Raw genomic sequence first — 16,064 nt, forward strand, 5'->3', positions numbered from 1 at the left:
TCGATTGGAGGAGGGCGCTGAATACTGGCTGTCGATGCTTGGCTTCGATTCAGACATGTTTCCGATGGTAATTTCGCGTCGAAACGGTTCGTTGACGCAAATTAAGAACTTTCGTCAGAACTGTGTTTTCTCCTCTCGATAAGGCACGACATACGGCTAGCCGCAAACAAACTCCCGTCGCCGTTGGGGCGTTCGGAGACTTCGGCCACGGCCTGTATGCTCAGCGGCATTGCCGTGCCTCATAAAGTGCGTGTTAGGAAGCTGACGCCGACACCGGAAGGCGGAAGGGAACACCCAACCGGTTAAATGCATTCATGGTGGCTATGGTTATTGTTAAGTCGACTAGGTCTTTCGGCTCGAATGCCGCAGATACTGCCGCATAGGCCTCATCTGAAACATGAGTTTCGCTGACGCGTGTCACTTCCTCGGCCCAAGCCAAAGCTGCTCGTTGCTGATCGGTGAAAATATGTGGAACCTCGTCCCAAACAGGTATGAGCGTAATCTTGTCGACCGACATAGTCTTACGTAGATCGCGAGCGTGCATATCAATGCAATGGGCGCAACCATTGATTTGGGATACTCGGAGGAAAACGAGGTGAATAAGCTCTTCGGGTAAACTCGTATTCTTCATAATGTAATTGTGAACGCCGAGCAAAGCCTTTGCGCCGTCTGGCGCGACTTCGTACCAGTTTAAACGAGCCATCGAAATGGTCCTTTCGTTTTTTGAATCTAACAGATCTCTCGTCACCGATACGCTTACGTGGTCGTGAAATATCTTGAAGATATCCGATGGTTTACTATGGCGAGCGGCTCACTTGATGTAGCGCCAATAGATGCGGATCTAGTTCGGCGCGTTTCTACATTCTTACCTGCCGCCATACCTGCGCGGTCGGCCAAGTCGACTTACCACGATGATAACGCCGCTGATTCCGTGTCAGACATAACAGACTTATAAACAGCCACGCGCCGCATCACAGACATACTCAAGTATGCGTAGAAGAAACTGAGCAAGCTGCGATAACGAGTTGCATTGTTAACACCCTAAGCACGATTGATTGGGTGATAGAGGGTGATTTTACCGCTGTCGTCGAAGGAGAACACACATGTCTAAAATCACAAGAGCTGTCGTCTTAGGTGGTAGCGGCATGATCGGATCACTCGTAGTCCAGCGCTTGAAATCCTTTGGTGTTGAGGTCGCAGCGGCGTCACGTCGTTCAGGAGTGGATACAGTAACAGGGGAAGGATTGGACGCCGTCTTGTCTGGAGCAGACATTGTAATTGACACATCAGATGTTCATTCTTTCGACGAAATCACCCTACGAGAGTTTTTCCTGGTTTCAGGTGAGAATGTTGCCAAAGCTGAACGTAAAGCGGGTGTTCGGCACCATGTCACACTGTCTATTGTCGGCGTTGAAAACCTTCTTGGAAATCCATACTACAAGGCAAAGTTTGCGCAGGAGAACTTAGCCCGGTCGTCTGGCGTTCCTTTCACAATCGTTCAGTCGACGCAGTTCTTTGAATTTTTGCCAACAATCGCAGGTGGTTTCACGAAAGGCGCGTTGGTCCGTCCACCGGATGCGATGCTTCAGCCAATCGCGGCGGACAATGTTGGCGGCATCATTGCCGAACTTGCATTAGGACAACCAAGTAACAGAACAGTACAGATAGCTGGTCCCGAACGTGCTGGTATTAGTTTGTGGCTTGAACGGGCATTTGCTGTCACGAATGACACACGTAACGTTGTTGTAGATGCGAACGCTACTTGGTTCGGAGCACCATTGCAGAAACTGTCGCTTGTTCCAGTGCGTTCTGATCGCACCGGTGCATCGTCATTTGATGAGTGGTCGAAAACCCGTGACGCACAGCGGATACTCGGCCTCGACCGTTACAAAAACGCTGCAGCGGATTTGGAAGCGCAAATCGTAAGCTAAAGCGACGAGATTACTGTTTCTAGAGCTGTCTCGCCAGTAGTCACAATTATTCGGTACGTGATACGGAATCTGCCGCTGTGCGGTCGTTCTCGGTAGTTTTTTGTGGTGGCGACCCAAATACCCGTTTAAATGCCGCTCCGAAGGCAGCCTCAAATCTCCTTTGGCAAGCTCTATTTCATCAAGAGATGGCCCTGTACCTAGCAGCAAGCATTACCTGCCTCACTGTAAACTTACGGATATCTCGACCGTCAGGAAAGTCGATTTTACTGTCCTGTTGTGGCCATTGAGACCACGGTGAAGCACTCAGCGCACTTGGGAGCACATTATGTCGAACGTAGGTACGGCGGCTCAGCCAGAGACCAACATTGGTTTGCATAACAAAGATCGTGTAAGCCGAATGCTGGATGAACTTGTTCCTTCACGTTACGCGGTGAACGTCGGAGACATTGAAGTCATTGTGATCAGTGACGGAGTGCTGACGCCACCGGCAGAATCGATGGCCACCAATGCAAATCCCGAAAGCCGCGATACGTGGCTTGACGAGAGGTTTCTTTCAAACGATGCGTTTGACTGGGCGCTGAATGCTGTTGTGGTACGATGCGGGTCCCAAACGATACTCATCGACAGTGGATTGGGAGAGCAATATCCCGACTTTCCGCGTGCAGGCCTGTTCGTCAATCGCTTGAAGGCAGCTGGAGTTGATCTGGCATCTGTGACCGATATCGTATTAACGCACCTGCATTTTGATCATGTTGGTGGGCTTCTGGTGGACGGGGTGAAGGAATGTCTTCGCTCCGATCTTCGAGTACACGTTTCGGCGGCCGAGGTGGAATTCTGGAAATCGCCAGATTTCTCACGCACCGCAATGCCGCCAGAACTTGCAGGTTTGGCTCGCCGTGCTTCCCTCGAATTCCTTGACATGTATCGTAGCAGCATCCAGAGCTTTGAGACGAATTCGGACGTTGCTCCAGGCGTAACGATCACTCGTACCGGCGGGCATACTCCCGGACATAGCGTCGTGCGTGTTACCTCTGGTGAGGCGCGTCTGATGTTCGCCGGAGATGCCATTTTCCCCGTGTCATTTGATCACCCTGAATGGCACAATGGTTTTGAGCATGATCCCGATGAGGCGACCAAGGTGAGGATTCGCCTTATGCGAGAATTAGCCGAGAGTGGTTCATGGCTTGTCTCTACACATTTGCCGTTCCCTTCTGTCGGACGCGTCGCAGTTGCGGGCGACGTATTCCGTTATGTTCCTGTGTGGTGGGATTACTGAACTTTCGTGTCGGAGGATCTCGTCTCCTTCGACATAGTCTCCGAGGCTAACATCGAGACGATGTTGGCACATGGAATTTATAATCCTTCAATGTAGCTTCCGCAGATCAGAGAGTTAGCAATGGCGAATATCGGAAATCGAGGCGTTGAGGTGGCAAACCATGGAGTGGCGTGGGAAAAGGCATTTGGATATGCCCAAGCGGTCAAGGTGAAGGATACTATCTACATATCCGGCCAATTAAGCCATGATGCAGCTGGCAACCTTGTCGCGCCTGCTGATGTCGACGAATTTGGGAGGCCAGTTTCTTATGATGCGATGGAGCCGCAAATCAGGCAAACCTACGAAAACGCGCGGCTTCTTTTGGAGCGTTTTGGTGCCTCGTTTGAGGATGTTGTTGAGGAAACGCTCTACGTACTTGACGTGGACGCCGCTTTCCCAGCCGCGGCAAGTGTTCGTAAGGAAATATATTGCTCTGAAGTCCCGCAGCTTGCCAGCAATTTGATCGGCGTTAGTCGGCTAGCGTTTCCGCAGCAACTAGTGGAAGTAACATTCCGTGCAGTCGTTGATCGCTAAGCCTTGGATTGCTTGATATCTACCTGAAGCCTAAAACTAGGCAGCCAGAGATATATTCGAGCGAACGAGAGCTTTCAAACACCTTTCCAGCTTGACGAGCTTACTGGAGGGGAGCAAATTTCCTGTCAACTCATATTGGCCAGTTTTTAGTATCACCGAGATTATGGGGTGGTTGCGGGCAGATACGTCTTGGAATCCAAAGCCGGTTACGTCTAGCATTGCAGTGATTACTCCGACGATAGCGGGAATTTCTGTCGAGAGGTCAGGTAATTTGGTGCTTGGGATGTCTTGGCTGAGGACTTCAATTGCACGAGCTAACTGAGGCCCGTTCCTGCTAAACAGTCTGAAATCGTCGATAGTAGAGTGGTGCTATCGAATGGCTTCCTAAGAATCCTCATGTCGCTTTCCGGAGGCAAGTTCTCGATCAATTCGTATCGTCCGGTGATCAGTATGACGGGTAACTGAGGGTGCTCGCGGCTGAGTATTTCTCGCAGTTCAAATCCGTTGACTTCCGGCATTCCGATATCAGTGATCACGCAGTTTATACTATCTAGGTTGTTGCTGGCGAGCAGACCGTTGGCGCTTTGGAACGATAAAACGTCATAACCTACTGATTCTAAAAGCTGTTGCAACCCATTCAGGACACGGGGATCATCATCGACAACACCGATGAGGTGGGCTTGCTCGCGCATGCTGTTCTCTTGTACTACCATGACGTGTCCTTCAAGGCACATTAGCACATTAAAGAAATATGGAATTCAGCAACCCTTAGGAAGCGGCTTCGACCGCAACTAAAAACGATGTTAGTTGTTAGTTTGGCCTAACCTGTACTGTTTCGTGGTCGCACTTGGCAATAGGCAGTGAAAAACCGAAAACCGTTCCATTTGGTAGATTAGGTTTATGCCAAAGCTCGCCGTCATGAGCTTCGATGATAGATTCACAAATTGCCAATCCCATTCCCATGCCGCGTTCCTTAGTGCTGAAAAACGCTTGTGTAACTCTCTCGCCGACAGGTAGGCCGACACCTTCGTCTATTACCTCTATAACGATTTTATTATCATGAAGGTTGCTTCGAACCATGATTGGTGTGGCTTTCAAACTTGTCGCATCAACAGCTTCAAGAGCATTTCGAATAAGGTTGACAAGTACCTGTTGGATTTGCACCCGGTCCATTGCGACAGGAGGAAGCTCCGTATTCAAATCTGCTTTTATGCCGATCCGACTTCCTACCGCACTCAACCCAACTATTCTGGTTACCTCTTCGATGAGGAAGTTTGGGCTTTCCACCACCCGCTCTCTTGGGGTCCGGCGAAAAAGTGCGCGAATACTGCTGACGATTTCAGCAGCATCCTTGGCATTGTCCGCCATCGCGTCAGCCGAAGACAATGCTCTTTCGTGGTTTGGGGGAACGCGTGAAAGCCATCGGCGGCAAGCGTCGGCATTAGAGAGCACGGCTGTAAGAGGTTGATTGATCTCATGTGCAATTGAGGCTGCAAGTTCGGACAGGCTGGCGGCTCTCGATGCTTCACCTAGTTTTTCCTCCATGTACCGCAACGTGTCGTGAGATCGTACTTCGTCGTCGACATCGATCAGGAAGCCGTATTGGCGCAATCCCGTTTCATCAGTCAACCCTGCGTAACGTCCTTCCACCCATCGATATACCCCATCGGCTCTTAAAAGACGAAAGCGCATCATGACAACGCTGTCATGTCCTGGGCTTTTTTCGTAAAGCGTGGCGAGGGTAGGGAGGTCATCTAGGTGAACGAGTGCTGCCATTGCTTGTGTCGCCTCGATCCCGCGAAAATCGTGGCCCGTATCTGGAGCGATCCCGGTAAATTCGAGCAGGTGCCTATTGAAGTATGTGATGCCCTTCTCGTTACCCACGGTCCAGATCATCATCGGTATAGCATCGACAAGAAGCCTTAGTTCTTGCTCGCGATAGCGGATGTCGTCCTCTTCTCGTTTTAGGTCATCAATGTCGATTGCAACACCGTACCATTGGACAGGATTTCCGTCAGCATCACGTAACAGTTCGCCTCGTTGCTCTGTCCAGCGGTATGTACCGTCATTACGACGCATACGATACCTTCCGGAGAGGGGCTCACCGGTTGCTAAGCTGTGATTTATAAGGTCTTCTGCAAGACCAGCATCGTCGGGGTGGATGAGGCCAGGATTCGCTCTGCTAACCCGACGATCCTCAAACGGTATGTCATCCAACTGACACCCAAAGAAATCCTGTAGCCGCTTGCTGAAATGTGTAACGTGACCGTTCTGGTCGCAGCACCAGATGTTAACAGGCAAAGCGTCAATTAAAACCTGCAGTTCTCGCTCGCGCTTTCGAAGCGCGAGTTCTGCAACTTTCTGGTCTTCGATGTCGATTTGGGTGCCGTACCACGCGATAATGTTGCCGTTTTGATCCCGTGAGGGATGTACTGCTAGGCGGTGCCACAAATAGATACCGTCGTGCCGCCTTAAGCGATACTCATAGGTTGCAGGCATTCCGGTCTTTAGCGTGGTTCCCCAATGATCCAACGTACCTTGTAGGTCGTCTGGGTGGATTATTTCCGACAGCATCTCCGCGTAAGCGTCATGAAACCGATCCGGATGATGTCCGCTCATTTTTATGAAACTTTCCTCAAGTCCGTAGTATCGCAGCGCAGGAGGGCTAACGTAGATGAACTTGCCTTCAGGATCGTTGGACCAACCGTGTCCTGGCATTCCTTCAACTATGGCACGGGCATGCTTATCGATTTTGCGTTCGCGCCTGTTCGACCAAACTCTCCAAAAGTAACCGCAGGTAAATCCGATTGTGAGCGCTGAAAAAGCAGTCAGCACGATAGGCGTAGGCATTCGCACGTCCCAAGAGCGATGGAGATCGCTGACGATATCGCGAGCTAGTGAGTTAGTCACGTTTATAATCGTTTGTTTTGCCGAACACCCATGCATCTTAGGTCGACTGAACACTTTATGTGCTTCGCTTTTGGCGCATGCCGTCGATACTCAAGAAACAAGCGCCGAATGCTGCCACTTGAAGCAACCCGCCCGCCATCGCTACATTTTTCCAGACATGCAAAAATTGATTTTGATCTGAGAAGTCGCTGTGAAAGACAATTGCTGTGAAGAGCCTGAACAGCGAAAGTTCTAAGCCGATAATGCGAGTCTGATAACCGACTGCGAGGGCCAAACCGCGAAGTCTGAGCGAATGGAAGGCTTCGATCAGCGACCTAGAACGTGTCGCGAGAATAGTTACAATGGCCGAAGTCTCCGCGTCTATCACCCACGAACTCAGCCAACCTTTGGCTGCTATGTCTGCAAATGCCGATGCATGTTGCAGGTGGCTTTCTGCCAACCCTCCTACAATCGAGAGAGCAAGGCTGAGTGCCGAAAACGTCCACCGCGATGCGCAAATGTCGTCCGAAATAGTAAAAGGGATGCGCTCGATGTTTCAACCCGGCGAGCAAGAACGGGCTCACGCTAACGTAAATGCAATTATTCGCGATATTTGCCAGCTGCTCACCGGTGAGGAGTTGTCGCGAAGTGCGATCATCGTCCAAAATCTCGATAAAAGCGAACCCCATGCGGTAGCGGATCCGGTCCAAATTCGGCAGGTATTGATGAATTTGTTTCGCAATGCCTTTGAGGCAGGGATCGAGAGTGATGTCGAGGGACAGGTAATTCGGGCGACCTCCGAATGTACCTAGGACACAATCAGTATTGCAGTAGAAGACGAAGCGGGCGGAATTGACGATTTGTCACGGCTGTTCGACACGTTTTACACAACGAAACAACAGGGTACTGAGCAGCGGTCTTGCCATCTGCCGCACCATTGTCGAGAAGCATGGGGGAAGCGTATCAGTAGACAAGACAGAGCGTGGCGCGAAGGTTTCGTTCACATTGCCGAGACAATCGAGGTGAAGAGACCCATCTTGATACAGGTTCTTATTCTTGATGCTGTCTGCGCCAGGTTATGGTGTGATCTATGAAGGCACGTAACGCTGCAGATGGAAGTTTTCGACTGGGATAAAAAAGAGCGATACCAGGATACGGCGGCGTCCACTCGGGCAACAGCTGAAGAAGATCACCGCGATCTATATCGTCGCGAACTGACCGGAGAGCGACGTAGGCGATTCCAGCGTGTTGGCGTGCAGCCAGAACGCTGAGTTCGGTACTGCCAGCGATCAAGCGGCCTTTGACATCAACCGAGATCGACTCTCCGTTCTTCTCCAGTTCCCAGGTCACTAGTGACCCGCTAGGAAGACGGGCTCTGACACATTCATGCTGCAAAAGATCGCCGGGGGACATTGGAGTTGTCTTACCCCGCAGATAATTGGGTGAGGCGACAAGGACGAACGATTCAGTCTGACCCAAGGATATACTGATCATATCTTTAGGCACGATCTCCTGAAGACGAAGTCCGGCATCAAAGCCGTCGGCTACGATATCAACCAGTCTTCCATCGGTAACGAGATCGACCTTTATATCGGGATAAGTACGGAGGAAATCGACAACGAGCGGCAGAACCCGCTCCGCGCCTCCCTCCGAGGTGTTCAGCCGGATCGTTCCTGAAGGAGTAACTCTCAAATGGTCGACAGCCTCCAAGGCCGCATCAATTTCGTTGAGGGCAGGGCGCACCCGTTCGAGTAATGCCTGACCTGCTTCGGTCACTGAGACACTCCGGGTTGTACGGTTGAACAGCCGAATGCCGAGGCGTTTTTCCACGTTTGCGACCTGATGGCTTAGCGAAGAAACAGACACTTCTAGCTCTTTAGCGGTACCTCGGAAGCTCCCAGTCCTGGCAAGTACAGAGAGCGCTCTCAAATCGGCAAGGGACATTCCTGACATTGTTCGAATTCTCTCAATGGCTCATGCGACATTGTCCTGCTTATAGCATCAAAAGGATTTCGCTAAAATGGTCGACGTAATAACGAAATGGAGATTAAAATGACCAAGACAGTTCTTATCACTGGTTGCTCCTCGGGTTTTGGTGCTGCCGCTGCATGTTTGTTTGCTGACAATGGGTGGAATGTTGTCGCGACAATGAGAACGCCAGTCGCAGCATGTGGAGACTATCCTAACGTGCTTGTGACGAAACTCGATGTTCAGAATCGTGACAGCATAACGTCCGCCGTGTCCGAGGGCATAAAGAGGTTCGGTCAGATTGACGTTGTCGTGAACAATGCTGGTTATGGATTGTTTGGCGTATTTGAAGGTACGTCGAGAGAGAAAGTTCAGGAACAGTTTGACGTAAACGTCTTCGGCATGATGGACGTTATTAGGGAGACGCTCCCACACTTCCGCGCGAACCGATCCGGCCTCTACATTAACGTAAGTTCTGGGGCAGGGGTTTTCGGTTTGCCGATGATCTCTTTGTACAACGCATCAAAATTTGCTTTGGAAGGGTTTTCAGAATCTCTTTCTTACGAACTGGCATCGTTGGGTATAGGTGTGAAAATCGTTGAACCAGGTGGTGTTCTTGAGACGAAGTTCGGTCAGCGTAGTGGGCAGGAATTCTCGTCAACAACTACGCCGCCCGACTATGAACTCTTTATCACCGGTGCGGCTGCTGTGTTTGACGAACTTCGCCAAGCTCGCGGTTTGGCCACGAGCGAAGACGTTGCAAAGGTAATTTTCGAAGCTGCAACTGACGGCACCAACCAGCTCAGATATGTGGCAACCGAGGATATCAAGCCACTGATCGACAAGCGACGCGAAAGCTCGGAGGCCGAGTACATGGCGTTCATGCGTGAACGTATGACGCCAAAACCCGCATGATTTGCTTGAGTCGGGTGCGCCCAACTGTTCACTCATTTGGAATTGTGGATGAACACCTTTGGTACAACACCTTATGATTGTCTCCCTGCGGCATTCGGGGAATGCTTTTTTCGAATGGCCGCAGGCCACTTCCCTGCTGATTGCGAGATACGGTTGGGAAGCGCTCGCCACCGAGGCGAACGCCACAGATAGACTGACCACACTTCAGTCGACGTGTGAGCAGGGTAAACAGACCATAGCGCGTAACGGTCAGTCATTAAGCGCTCTCCGTCAACCCGTGTCGAAACGGCTCACTACTTTTTCGCGATATACAACGCACGGCGTCCCTATGTAGGTGTCTTTTGGCGAGGGTCGGCAATTTGTTCCGCATTGACGGGTCGATTGCGATACCAGTCAAGCCCTGCGGTCTGCCGCCTCACATGGGATAAGGTGCGGCGATGATGATGCGCTATGCCGTACAGGATGAGACACAAAGCGGGCAGTTGGTCGATGTCTTCACCAAATTGAGCGTGGCATCCTCCACATTCAACGTCGTCCATGCGTTTGGATCAATGGTTTCTGCAAGATTCCGACGCTTCTCCAAGTTCATAGCCGCAGGAACAGTAGCCATCTCTGGGCTGTAGAGGCGCGCATTGCGGCTGTCCGGGAGTAAACCAGCGTATATCTGGCGTTTCACCAACGCCTTCGCCGTATTGTAGCTAGCGAGAAACTCGAACCGAACCAGCATTCACAATTCAGATTGATGAAGCGTCGGGCAGGGTTGTTCGCAAGCGCAGCTCGAAAGGCGATGATATGAAACGACGAGCTTTCGTAATTGGCTTTGCAGCAATTTCCAGCCTGAAGACATCAGCGTTATCAGGTGAAGTGTTTGGAAAAACTCAAAACAACGAGGTCGAAATGTTCGACGTAATTAAGCAAATTGATGCCGGTGTACTTAACGTCGGATATTATGAAGGGGGGGCGCAAGCATCACCAACTGTCGTTCTCTTGCATGGATTTCCGTATGACATGCAAAGCTATCGTGAGGTAGCACCAGAATTGGTAAGGCAGGGATATAGAGTTATTGTCCCGCACCTCAGAGGGCACGGAACCACGTCTTTTCTTGATACCTCAACACCACGATCAGGCCAACAAGCGGCTATTGGTGCGGACCTTATTCATTTGCTTGATGCCCTTTCAATAGATCGGGCAATTTTCGCTGGGTACGACTGGGGTGGTCGCGCTGCATGTGTCGCTGCCGCCCTGTGGCCGGAACGTTGTAGCGGGCTGGTTTCTGTCAATGGCTACCTGATTCAGAACATATCGAAGGCAATTGAACCACTTTCCGCGAAGGTAGAGCGTGGATATTGGTATCAGTTCTATTTTCAGACCGAGCGTGGGCGAAGGGGTCTTGAACGAAACAGGGCTGAAATCGCGAACATCATGTGGCGGGAGAACTCTCCTACATGGCGGTTCACAAACGAGACATTCGAACGCAGCGCTACATCTTTCAATAATGCCGACTACGTCGACGTTGTGATCCATTCTTACCGCCACCGTCTCGGCGGTGCGGCCGGATACGAGTTGTACGAAGACATTGAGGTTCGCCTCGCGAAGCAGCCACCAATAACAGTCCCGACGGTGACCCTTGATGGAGGTGCTGACGGGGTAGTTGCTGCAACTGATGGAACTGCATCAGCTGCGAAGTTTTTGGCAAAGCGAGTACATCACGTAGTTCCTGGTGTTGGACACAGTCTTCCTCAAGAAGCGCCAGAAGACTTTGTCGATGCCGTATTGGAAGTGGCTGCTCTCTGACACGTAGGAACCGCAAACCATCGTATATCTCTTCATCTAGTGCGAGCATCAATAGCTTAAGCCCATGCCGCTGTTGGCTATGATAGGAGAAAGAGATCATGTTCAAGGCAATTATCGCCGCTGGGATTGTCGTCAGCGCATTAGTGACGCCGACGTTAGCCGCACAGAAAGCGCACAATGCGAAGGTGTCTGTTGTTTTCGATCAGAAGCTTCCAAACGTACCTGGAAAGAGCCTGCGCGGAGTGCTCGTTGAATACGGTCCAGGTGGTTACAATCCGTCGCACACGCACGCGCGGAGCGCTTTTATCTACGCTACGGTGATTGAAGGCGAGGTTAAGAGCAAAATCAACGGTGGCGAGGAGAAGGTTTTCAAAACTGGTGAAAACTGGATCGAACTACCCGGGGATCATCATCAAGTCAGTGCCAACGCCAGCACCACTAAACCTGCTAAAATCTTGGCAGTCTTTGTCGTCGATACCGGCGACACCGAATTAACTACGCCTGATCCTTGACCAAACGGTATCCGATCAAGGCGCGCCAGATGCTGGCGCGCCAAATAGCAGGAAGACGACTAGTACAAGTTTGCCTTATCAAGACCGTACAGTTTGTCTGCCGACCCAGGGATAGTTTTGAAAGCAATGCCTGCACGGTTCCATGCGTTGATGAGCATAATAACGAACGTCAGGTCTGAGATTTCCGCTTCTGAAAACAAGGTTTTCATTAAAGCAAACTGTTCGTCGGATACACCGTCAGCTGGCAACCTTGTAAGGACTTCAGTCCACCCCAACACTGCTCTCTCGCGCTCGTCAAATAATTTGGATTCCTTCCAGGCCGCAACGTGATGCAGCCTGAGTTCACTTTCACCTGAAATTCTCGCTTCCTTTATGTGCATGTCGAGGCAGAAAGCGCAGCCATTGATTTGAGACGCGCGTATTTCCGCGAGATGCGTCAACCGTTTGTCCAGCGAACCACGCTTCGCTGCAAAAGTCGCTTCGCCAAGCTTTTTAATAGTTTCAGGCGAATGTTGACCGTAGTTCAGTCGCTCCGAGATCATGTCGTAACCCTTTCCACTCGATGTTTAATCGCATCAAATAACGGCTACGAAATATGTGGGAGGGCGCAAAGATATCTTCAGGTATACGCTTTGGTCTGAAAATGCATTGTGAAAAAAATATTCGAAGGCCAAGAGATATAGCGACGATCCGTGTATCTAGTTCGGTGTCGTCGAAGTCTGAAATACCTCTGTATACTTGTTCGTATTCTCCAATCCATCAATCTTACGGGAACTGGATGTTCCCGCATCGCGCGATCTTACAGATGGAGAAACTGCAATGTGCAAAACCTGCGAAGTAACAAGCAGACGGTCATTCTTGACCAAAATCGTTGGTGCCGCTGCCGTGGGAATCGTAGCCACCGGTGTTGGGCAAAATGCTAATTCAGCCGACCTGAGTGCTTACAACGATCCGACCGATCCCTCTCTTCCGAAGCCTGGTATGAAACTGGACGTCTCGCGAGCCGCATTGGTGGTGATCGATCCGCAGGTTGACTTCATGAGTCCACGAAGTCCGGCATGGCCCGTCGTGGGCGAAAGCGTGACCGAGCATAACGTGGTTCCGAACCTCGTGAAACTTTTCAAAGCCACAAAAGCGGCTAGCATGCCGGTGGTGATTTCGCCTCACTATTACTATCCACATGATCATCGCTGGGAAGTGCAGGGACCACTCGAAATCCTGCAACACAAACTTGGAATGTTCGACAGAAACGGGCCTTTGACCCTTGATGGTTTCAAAGGTTCCGGTGCGGAGTGGATGCCGGAATTCGTCGAGTACATCGAAGACGGCGAAACGGTGGTTTGCTCGCCGCATAAACTCTACGGTCCCCAAGCGAATGATCTCGTTCTCCAACTTGGAAAACGCGGAGTGAACCAAGTCATTCTAGCCGGGATGGCGGCGAACCTCTGTGTTGAGTCTCACCTTCGCCACCTCTTGGAGCAAGGTTTCGAGGTTGCTGTTGTACGTGACGCCATCGCAGCAGCGAAGTTCCCAGAAGGCGACGGCTATCTCGCTGCGTTGATAAACTTCCGGTTCATAGCGAATGGTCTCTGGACGACGGATGAAGCTCTCTCGTCGATGCAGGCCGGATAACTCTCGTTCGTGCTCAGATAACTGCGTCTTGAACGGTGAACTAACTGTTCACAATTCACCCCTCGATTCAGGAGCTAGGCGCAGTTGACGCAAGCTTAAATGTGGAAAAATCTGGCCATGATTACTCAAGTGGCGATGCCAAATAGGGAGAATATGATGAAAGTAGTTATCATTGGAGGCAGCGGCCTCATTGGTTCCAAAGTATCGGGCATTCTGGAGGCGGCAGGTCACCAAGTGGTCGCCGCATCGAGACGCAACGGCATTGACGCCGTGACAGGAGAGGGCCTTGCTGCGGCAATCAAGGATGCAGAGCTCGTAGTCGACGTCACAAACTCCCCGTCTTTCGAAGAAGAGGCTGTGTTGGAATTCTTCACGAAGTCATCCACCAACGCGACCAGTTTCGCTAAACATGCGGGGGTTAAGCACTACGTGCTTTTGTCAATCGTAGGGATCGAGCGGCTGCCTGAGAACGCCTACTTCCGTGCAAAGATCGCTCAAGAAGAGATCATCAAAAACGCTGGAGTTCCCTACACAATCGTTCGAGCGACGCAGTTCCTCGAATTCTTGGATGCGATTGCATACACCTCCACTTCGGATGATGTTGTGACGGTTTCAACGGCATATATCCAGCCGATTGCCAGCGCCGATGTTGCGGGATTTGTCGCTGATGCTGCTGTAAATGTTCCTTTAAATGGAATTGTTGAAGTCGCAGGACCTGAAGCGTTCCCTACCGACAAACTTATCGGAACATACCTTTCCTCCAAGGGGGATAAGCGCACCGTAGTCGGAGACCCAGAAGCTGAATATTTTGGGGCGAAATTAGAGGCTACCTCGTTGGTCCCTGTGAAATCCCATAAAGTTGGCGAAACAACATTTGAGGCTTGGATCAAAACGGCCGCTTGAAATTCGTCAGCTTTACGAACGCGCTGCCGAAACGATGGCAGCGCGTTCGCGCCTCCGCAGTTTGCTTGCCGTTCCAAGTCTCTGACATGCCTCGGGCGGCGCAGACCACCGCAAAAACGTTGCGACGGTGACTATGCGGCAATCGAAGCATCTCGTTCGTCTCGCTCACTATCTGTCACTCCTGATGGAGGTTTTTTTCAGAAAGAGCGATGGCGGGATTAATAGGAACGTAAACCTTTAACATAGGCGCTTTTGCTGTCGACAAGAGAAACGCTAGTAGTGATGCAAGGATAACCATAAGAAAAATGATGGAGCTAACTATGGATTTGTGAGGATTATCCTCGCATGCGTCGATTTTTGTTTTTCGATGTCTCATGTGCGTATCCCAAAACTCTTACAGCATAGGTAAAGTAATTGGGAATGCTTATCTTAAGCGAGATATACATAGGTTTGAGGTTGCTCTCGCGATGCTGAAAAGTCCTAGGCCAGAGCAAGCAATGCTCGTAGGTGCTGCTTATTTCTAATCAGATCAGCGACCGTATATTTATCGAATACGCTAACGAACGCTCTCGTTGCCTCGGCCAATAGGGGTGGAAGACCGCATGCTGGAGCAATCATGCACGTTGAGCATTCCAGAAGTTCATCAAGTCCTTCAGTATGCCTCAAAACTTCTCCCAAGTTGATGTCGCCTGGTGGACGAGCAAGGCGTATGCCGCCGTTTCTACCGCGTACAGCCTCAATAAAACCATTGGCAGCGAGGTCCTGCACGATCTTCATCAAGTGGTTCTGCGAGATGTCGAAGGTTTTGGAAACGTCACGAATTGAGCCCAATCCCGTGTCTCGTGAACCAAGGTATATCAATACGCGAATAGCGTAGTCGGTGTAGCGTGTAAGTCTCATGCATGCACCTGCGTCAAAATGACTAAGATCAAAAACATGCATTCAAATAGCATGTTTTCAAAAGATGGAATAGATGTATGTCAATTGCATGTTTAAAGGTGCCGCATGGACAAAGATCTGACGGAAGCCAAGATCAAAGAAGTTTTGACCGTTTTTTACGCGAAAGTCCGAATTGACCCGGCCCTTTCAGTTCCATTCTCTGTCGTGCGGGACTGGGATGAGCACATGGTCCGACTGACAGATTTCTGGTCGTCACTGATGCTCACAAGCGGCCGGTACAAAGGCAATCCGCTCTCAATGCACGTTATCCACTCCCACCTTTTTCGACCTGACATGTTTGATCGTTGGTTGGAAATTTGGGCAGAAACGACAGACGACCTTCTCGCGCCACAAGTTGCACAGGAAATGCAAGCAAAGGCCGTTCGTATAGCAGCAAGGTTCTCGTTCGGACTGTTTGGCACATCAACGACGAGGAACGAGGACGAGGCTGCTTCTGTCGCCAGGCCGGTTCCCTACAAGACCACTGCGTCGTTTGATGAGGTATCGCTACCAGCTGCATTGCTTCGAGACCATTCGCTTAAAGCGGGGTCATGGGGCCTCATTCGCGTCGAAGAAGGAAGCATCCAATACCACGAGGGGGGCATCTCGAGAGTTATCGAGCCCGACTCCCCTGCAATCATCCCACCCATATCATCGCACCGCCTCGCTTTAACAGGCCCGGTCAAACTCAAGATCGAGTTTTACGACCGACGCCCAGTCCAAAACGCATAA

The 16,064-nt window shown here is 50.8% G+C and carries 17 protein-coding genes; 11 read left to right on the forward strand and 6 right to left on the reverse strand.

The features are described 5' to 3' along the window. Positions 1 to 253 precede the first annotated feature (253 nt). Complete coding sequence (locus tag HGO37_RS22445) at positions 254 to 703, reverse strand: carboxymuconolactone decarboxylase family protein (protein WP_250985300.1); 450 nt, start codon at positions 701 to 703, stop codon at positions 254 to 256. A gap of 400 nt (positions 704 to 1,103) precedes the next feature. Between HGO37_RS22445 and HGO37_RS22450 the strand changes: the two genes are divergently transcribed. From HGO37_RS22450 to HGO37_RS22460, 3 genes are all read left to right on the forward strand, one after another. Next, entirely contained in the window at positions 1,104 to 1,931 is an 828-nt protein-coding gene (locus tag HGO37_RS22450; RefSeq protein ID WP_250985301.1) for an SDR family oxidoreductase, read from the forward strand. Positions 1,932 to 2,256: 325 nt separating this feature from the next. Further along, a complete protein-coding gene (locus HGO37_RS22455) occupies positions 2,257 to 3,207 on the forward strand; it encodes an MBL fold metallo-hydrolase (RefSeq protein WP_405049415.1) in 951 nt (316 codons plus the stop codon). Between the two features lie 120 nt (positions 3,208 to 3,327). Further along, positions 3,328 to 3,780, forward strand: coding sequence for a Rid family hydrolase (locus tag HGO37_RS22460; protein WP_250985302.1), 453 nt, complete (start codon positions 3,328 to 3,330; stop codon positions 3,778 to 3,780). A gap of 314 nt (positions 3,781 to 4,094) precedes the next feature. Here the strand turns inward: HGO37_RS22460 and HGO37_RS22465 are convergent, their stop codons facing one another. Beyond that, positions 4,095 to 4,493, reverse strand: coding sequence for a response regulator transcription factor (locus HGO37_RS22465; RefSeq protein ID WP_250985303.1), 399 nt, complete (start codon positions 4,491 to 4,493; stop codon positions 4,095 to 4,097). A 97-nt stretch (positions 4,494 to 4,590) separates the two neighbouring features. Continuing rightward, the gene (locus tag HGO37_RS22470) at positions 4,591 to 6,630 is read right to left on the reverse strand and encodes a PAS domain-containing sensor histidine kinase (protein WP_250985304.1); all 2,040 of its coding nucleotides are present in this window, start codon (positions 6,628 to 6,630) and stop codon (positions 4,591 to 4,593) included. 401 nt (positions 6,631 to 7,031) lie between these two features. Between HGO37_RS22470 and HGO37_RS22475 the strand changes: the two genes are divergently transcribed. Both HGO37_RS22475 and HGO37_RS26560 read left to right on the forward strand, forming a co-directional pair. Continuing rightward, positions 7,032 to 7,481 carry a sensor histidine kinase gene (locus HGO37_RS22475; RefSeq protein WP_250985305.1) on the forward strand — a complete coding sequence of 150 codons (450 nt, stop codon included), beginning with the start codon at positions 7,032 to 7,034 and terminating at the stop codon, positions 7,479 to 7,481. 40 nt (positions 7,482 to 7,521) lie between these two features. After that, a complete protein-coding gene (locus HGO37_RS26560) occupies positions 7,522 to 7,695 on the forward strand; it encodes an ATP-binding protein (RefSeq protein WP_352230595.1) in 174 nt (57 codons plus the stop codon). Between the two features lie 24 nt (positions 7,696 to 7,719). Here HGO37_RS26560 and HGO37_RS22480 read toward each other — a convergent pair whose 3' ends face one another. Next, positions 7,720 to 8,622: a LysR family transcriptional regulator gene (locus tag HGO37_RS22480; RefSeq protein ID WP_310503202.1), complete on the reverse strand. Its 903-nt coding sequence runs from the start codon at positions 8,620 to 8,622 to the stop codon at positions 7,720 to 7,722. A gap of 99 nt (positions 8,623 to 8,721) precedes the next feature. Between HGO37_RS22480 and HGO37_RS22485 the strand changes: the two genes are divergently transcribed. The 3 genes from HGO37_RS22485 to HGO37_RS22495 all read left to right on the forward strand — a co-directional run bounded on the left by HGO37_RS22485 (position 8,722) and on the right by HGO37_RS22495 (position 11,858). Beyond that, the gene (locus HGO37_RS22485) at positions 8,722 to 9,552 is read left to right on the forward strand and encodes an SDR family oxidoreductase (RefSeq protein ID WP_250985307.1); all 831 of its coding nucleotides are present in this window, start codon (positions 8,722 to 8,724) and stop codon (positions 9,550 to 9,552) included. A gap of 897 nt (positions 9,553 to 10,449) precedes the next feature. Further along, positions 10,450 to 11,346 (forward strand): alpha/beta fold hydrolase, encoded by an 897-nt coding sequence (locus HGO37_RS22490; RefSeq protein ID WP_250985357.1) that lies wholly within the window; start codon positions 10,450 to 10,452, stop codon positions 11,344 to 11,346. A 98-nt stretch (positions 11,347 to 11,444) separates the two neighbouring features. Then, the gene (locus tag HGO37_RS22495) at positions 11,445 to 11,858 is read left to right on the forward strand and encodes a cupin domain-containing protein (RefSeq protein WP_250985308.1); all 414 of its coding nucleotides are present in this window, start codon (positions 11,445 to 11,447) and stop codon (positions 11,856 to 11,858) included. A 59-nt stretch (positions 11,859 to 11,917) separates the two neighbouring features. Here HGO37_RS22495 and HGO37_RS22500 read toward each other — a convergent pair whose 3' ends face one another. Next, positions 11,918 to 12,397 carry a carboxymuconolactone decarboxylase family protein gene (locus HGO37_RS22500; protein WP_250985358.1) on the reverse strand — a complete coding sequence of 160 codons (480 nt, stop codon included), beginning with the start codon at positions 12,395 to 12,397 and terminating at the stop codon, positions 11,918 to 11,920. 319 nt (positions 12,398 to 12,716) lie between these two features. Here HGO37_RS22500 and HGO37_RS22505 point away from each other — a divergent pair, with 319 nt between their 5' ends. Then, complete coding sequence (locus HGO37_RS22505; protein ID WP_310503203.1) at positions 12,717 to 13,490, forward strand: cysteine hydrolase family protein; 774 nt, start codon at positions 12,717 to 12,719, stop codon at positions 13,488 to 13,490. Between the two features lie 156 nt (positions 13,491 to 13,646). Then, entirely contained in the window at positions 13,647 to 14,393 is a 747-nt protein-coding gene (locus HGO37_RS22510; protein ID WP_250985360.1) for an SDR family oxidoreductase, read from the forward strand. A gap of 480 nt (positions 14,394 to 14,873) precedes the next feature. Here HGO37_RS22510 and HGO37_RS22515 read toward each other — a convergent pair whose 3' ends face one another. Then, positions 14,874 to 15,293 (reverse strand): Rrf2 family transcriptional regulator, encoded by a 420-nt coding sequence (locus tag HGO37_RS22515; RefSeq protein ID WP_250985309.1) that lies wholly within the window; start codon positions 15,291 to 15,293, stop codon positions 14,874 to 14,876. Positions 15,294 to 15,398: 105 nt separating this feature from the next. Between HGO37_RS22515 and HGO37_RS22520 the strand changes: the two genes are divergently transcribed. Further along, positions 15,399 to 16,064 carry a TehB-like domain-containing protein gene (locus HGO37_RS22520; RefSeq protein WP_250985310.1) on the forward strand — a complete coding sequence of 222 codons (666 nt, stop codon included), beginning with the start codon at positions 15,399 to 15,401 and terminating at the stop codon, positions 16,062 to 16,064.

This window comes from Rhizobium sp. CG4 (assembly GCF_023701965.1).
Classification (GTDB): Bacteria; Pseudomonadota; Alphaproteobacteria; order Rhizobiales; family Rhizobiaceae; genus Agrobacterium.

Excerpts from the sequence above, each read along its gene's own strand:
- HGO37_RS22445 (WP_250985300.1), bottom strand. The coding sequence starts at position 703 with ATGGCTCGTTTAAACTGGTACGAAGTCGCGCCAGACGGCGCAAAGGCT.
- HGO37_RS22450 (WP_250985301.1), top strand. The coding sequence starts at position 1,104 with ATGTCTAAAATCACAAGAGCTGTCGTCTTAGGTGGTAGCGGCATGATC.
- HGO37_RS22455 (WP_405049415.1), top strand. The coding sequence starts at position 2,257 with ATGTCGAACGTAGGTACGGCGGCTCAGCCAGAGACCAACATTGGTTTG.
- HGO37_RS22460 (WP_250985302.1), top strand. The coding sequence starts at position 3,328 with ATGGCGAATATCGGAAATCGAGGCGTTGAGGTGGCAAACCATGGAGTG.
- HGO37_RS22465 (WP_250985303.1), bottom strand. The coding sequence starts at position 4,493 with ATGGTAGTACAAGAGAACAGCATGCGCGAGCAAGCCCACCTCATCGGT.
- HGO37_RS22470 (WP_250985304.1), bottom strand. The coding sequence starts at position 6,630 with ATGCCTACGCCTATCGTGCTGACTGCTTTTTCAGCGCTCACAATCGGA.
- HGO37_RS22475 (WP_250985305.1), top strand. The coding sequence starts at position 7,032 with ATGGCCGAAGTCTCCGCGTCTATCACCCACGAACTCAGCCAACCTTTG.
- HGO37_RS22480 (WP_310503202.1), bottom strand. The coding sequence starts at position 8,622 with ATGTCAGGAATGTCCCTTGCCGATTTGAGAGCGCTCTCTGTACTTGCC.
- HGO37_RS22485 (WP_250985307.1), top strand. The coding sequence starts at position 8,722 with ATGACCAAGACAGTTCTTATCACTGGTTGCTCCTCGGGTTTTGGTGCT.
- HGO37_RS22490 (WP_250985357.1), top strand. The coding sequence starts at position 10,450 with ATGTTCGACGTAATTAAGCAAATTGATGCCGGTGTACTTAACGTCGGA.
- HGO37_RS22495 (WP_250985308.1), top strand. The coding sequence starts at position 11,445 with ATGTTCAAGGCAATTATCGCCGCTGGGATTGTCGTCAGCGCATTAGTG.
- HGO37_RS22510 (WP_250985360.1), top strand. The coding sequence starts at position 13,647 with ATGAAAGTAGTTATCATTGGAGGCAGCGGCCTCATTGGTTCCAAAGTA.
- HGO37_RS22515 (WP_250985309.1), bottom strand. The coding sequence starts at position 15,293 with ATGAGACTTACACGCTACACCGACTACGCTATTCGCGTATTGATATAC.
- HGO37_RS22520 (WP_250985310.1), top strand. The coding sequence starts at position 15,399 with ATGGACAAAGATCTGACGGAAGCCAAGATCAAAGAAGTTTTGACCGTT.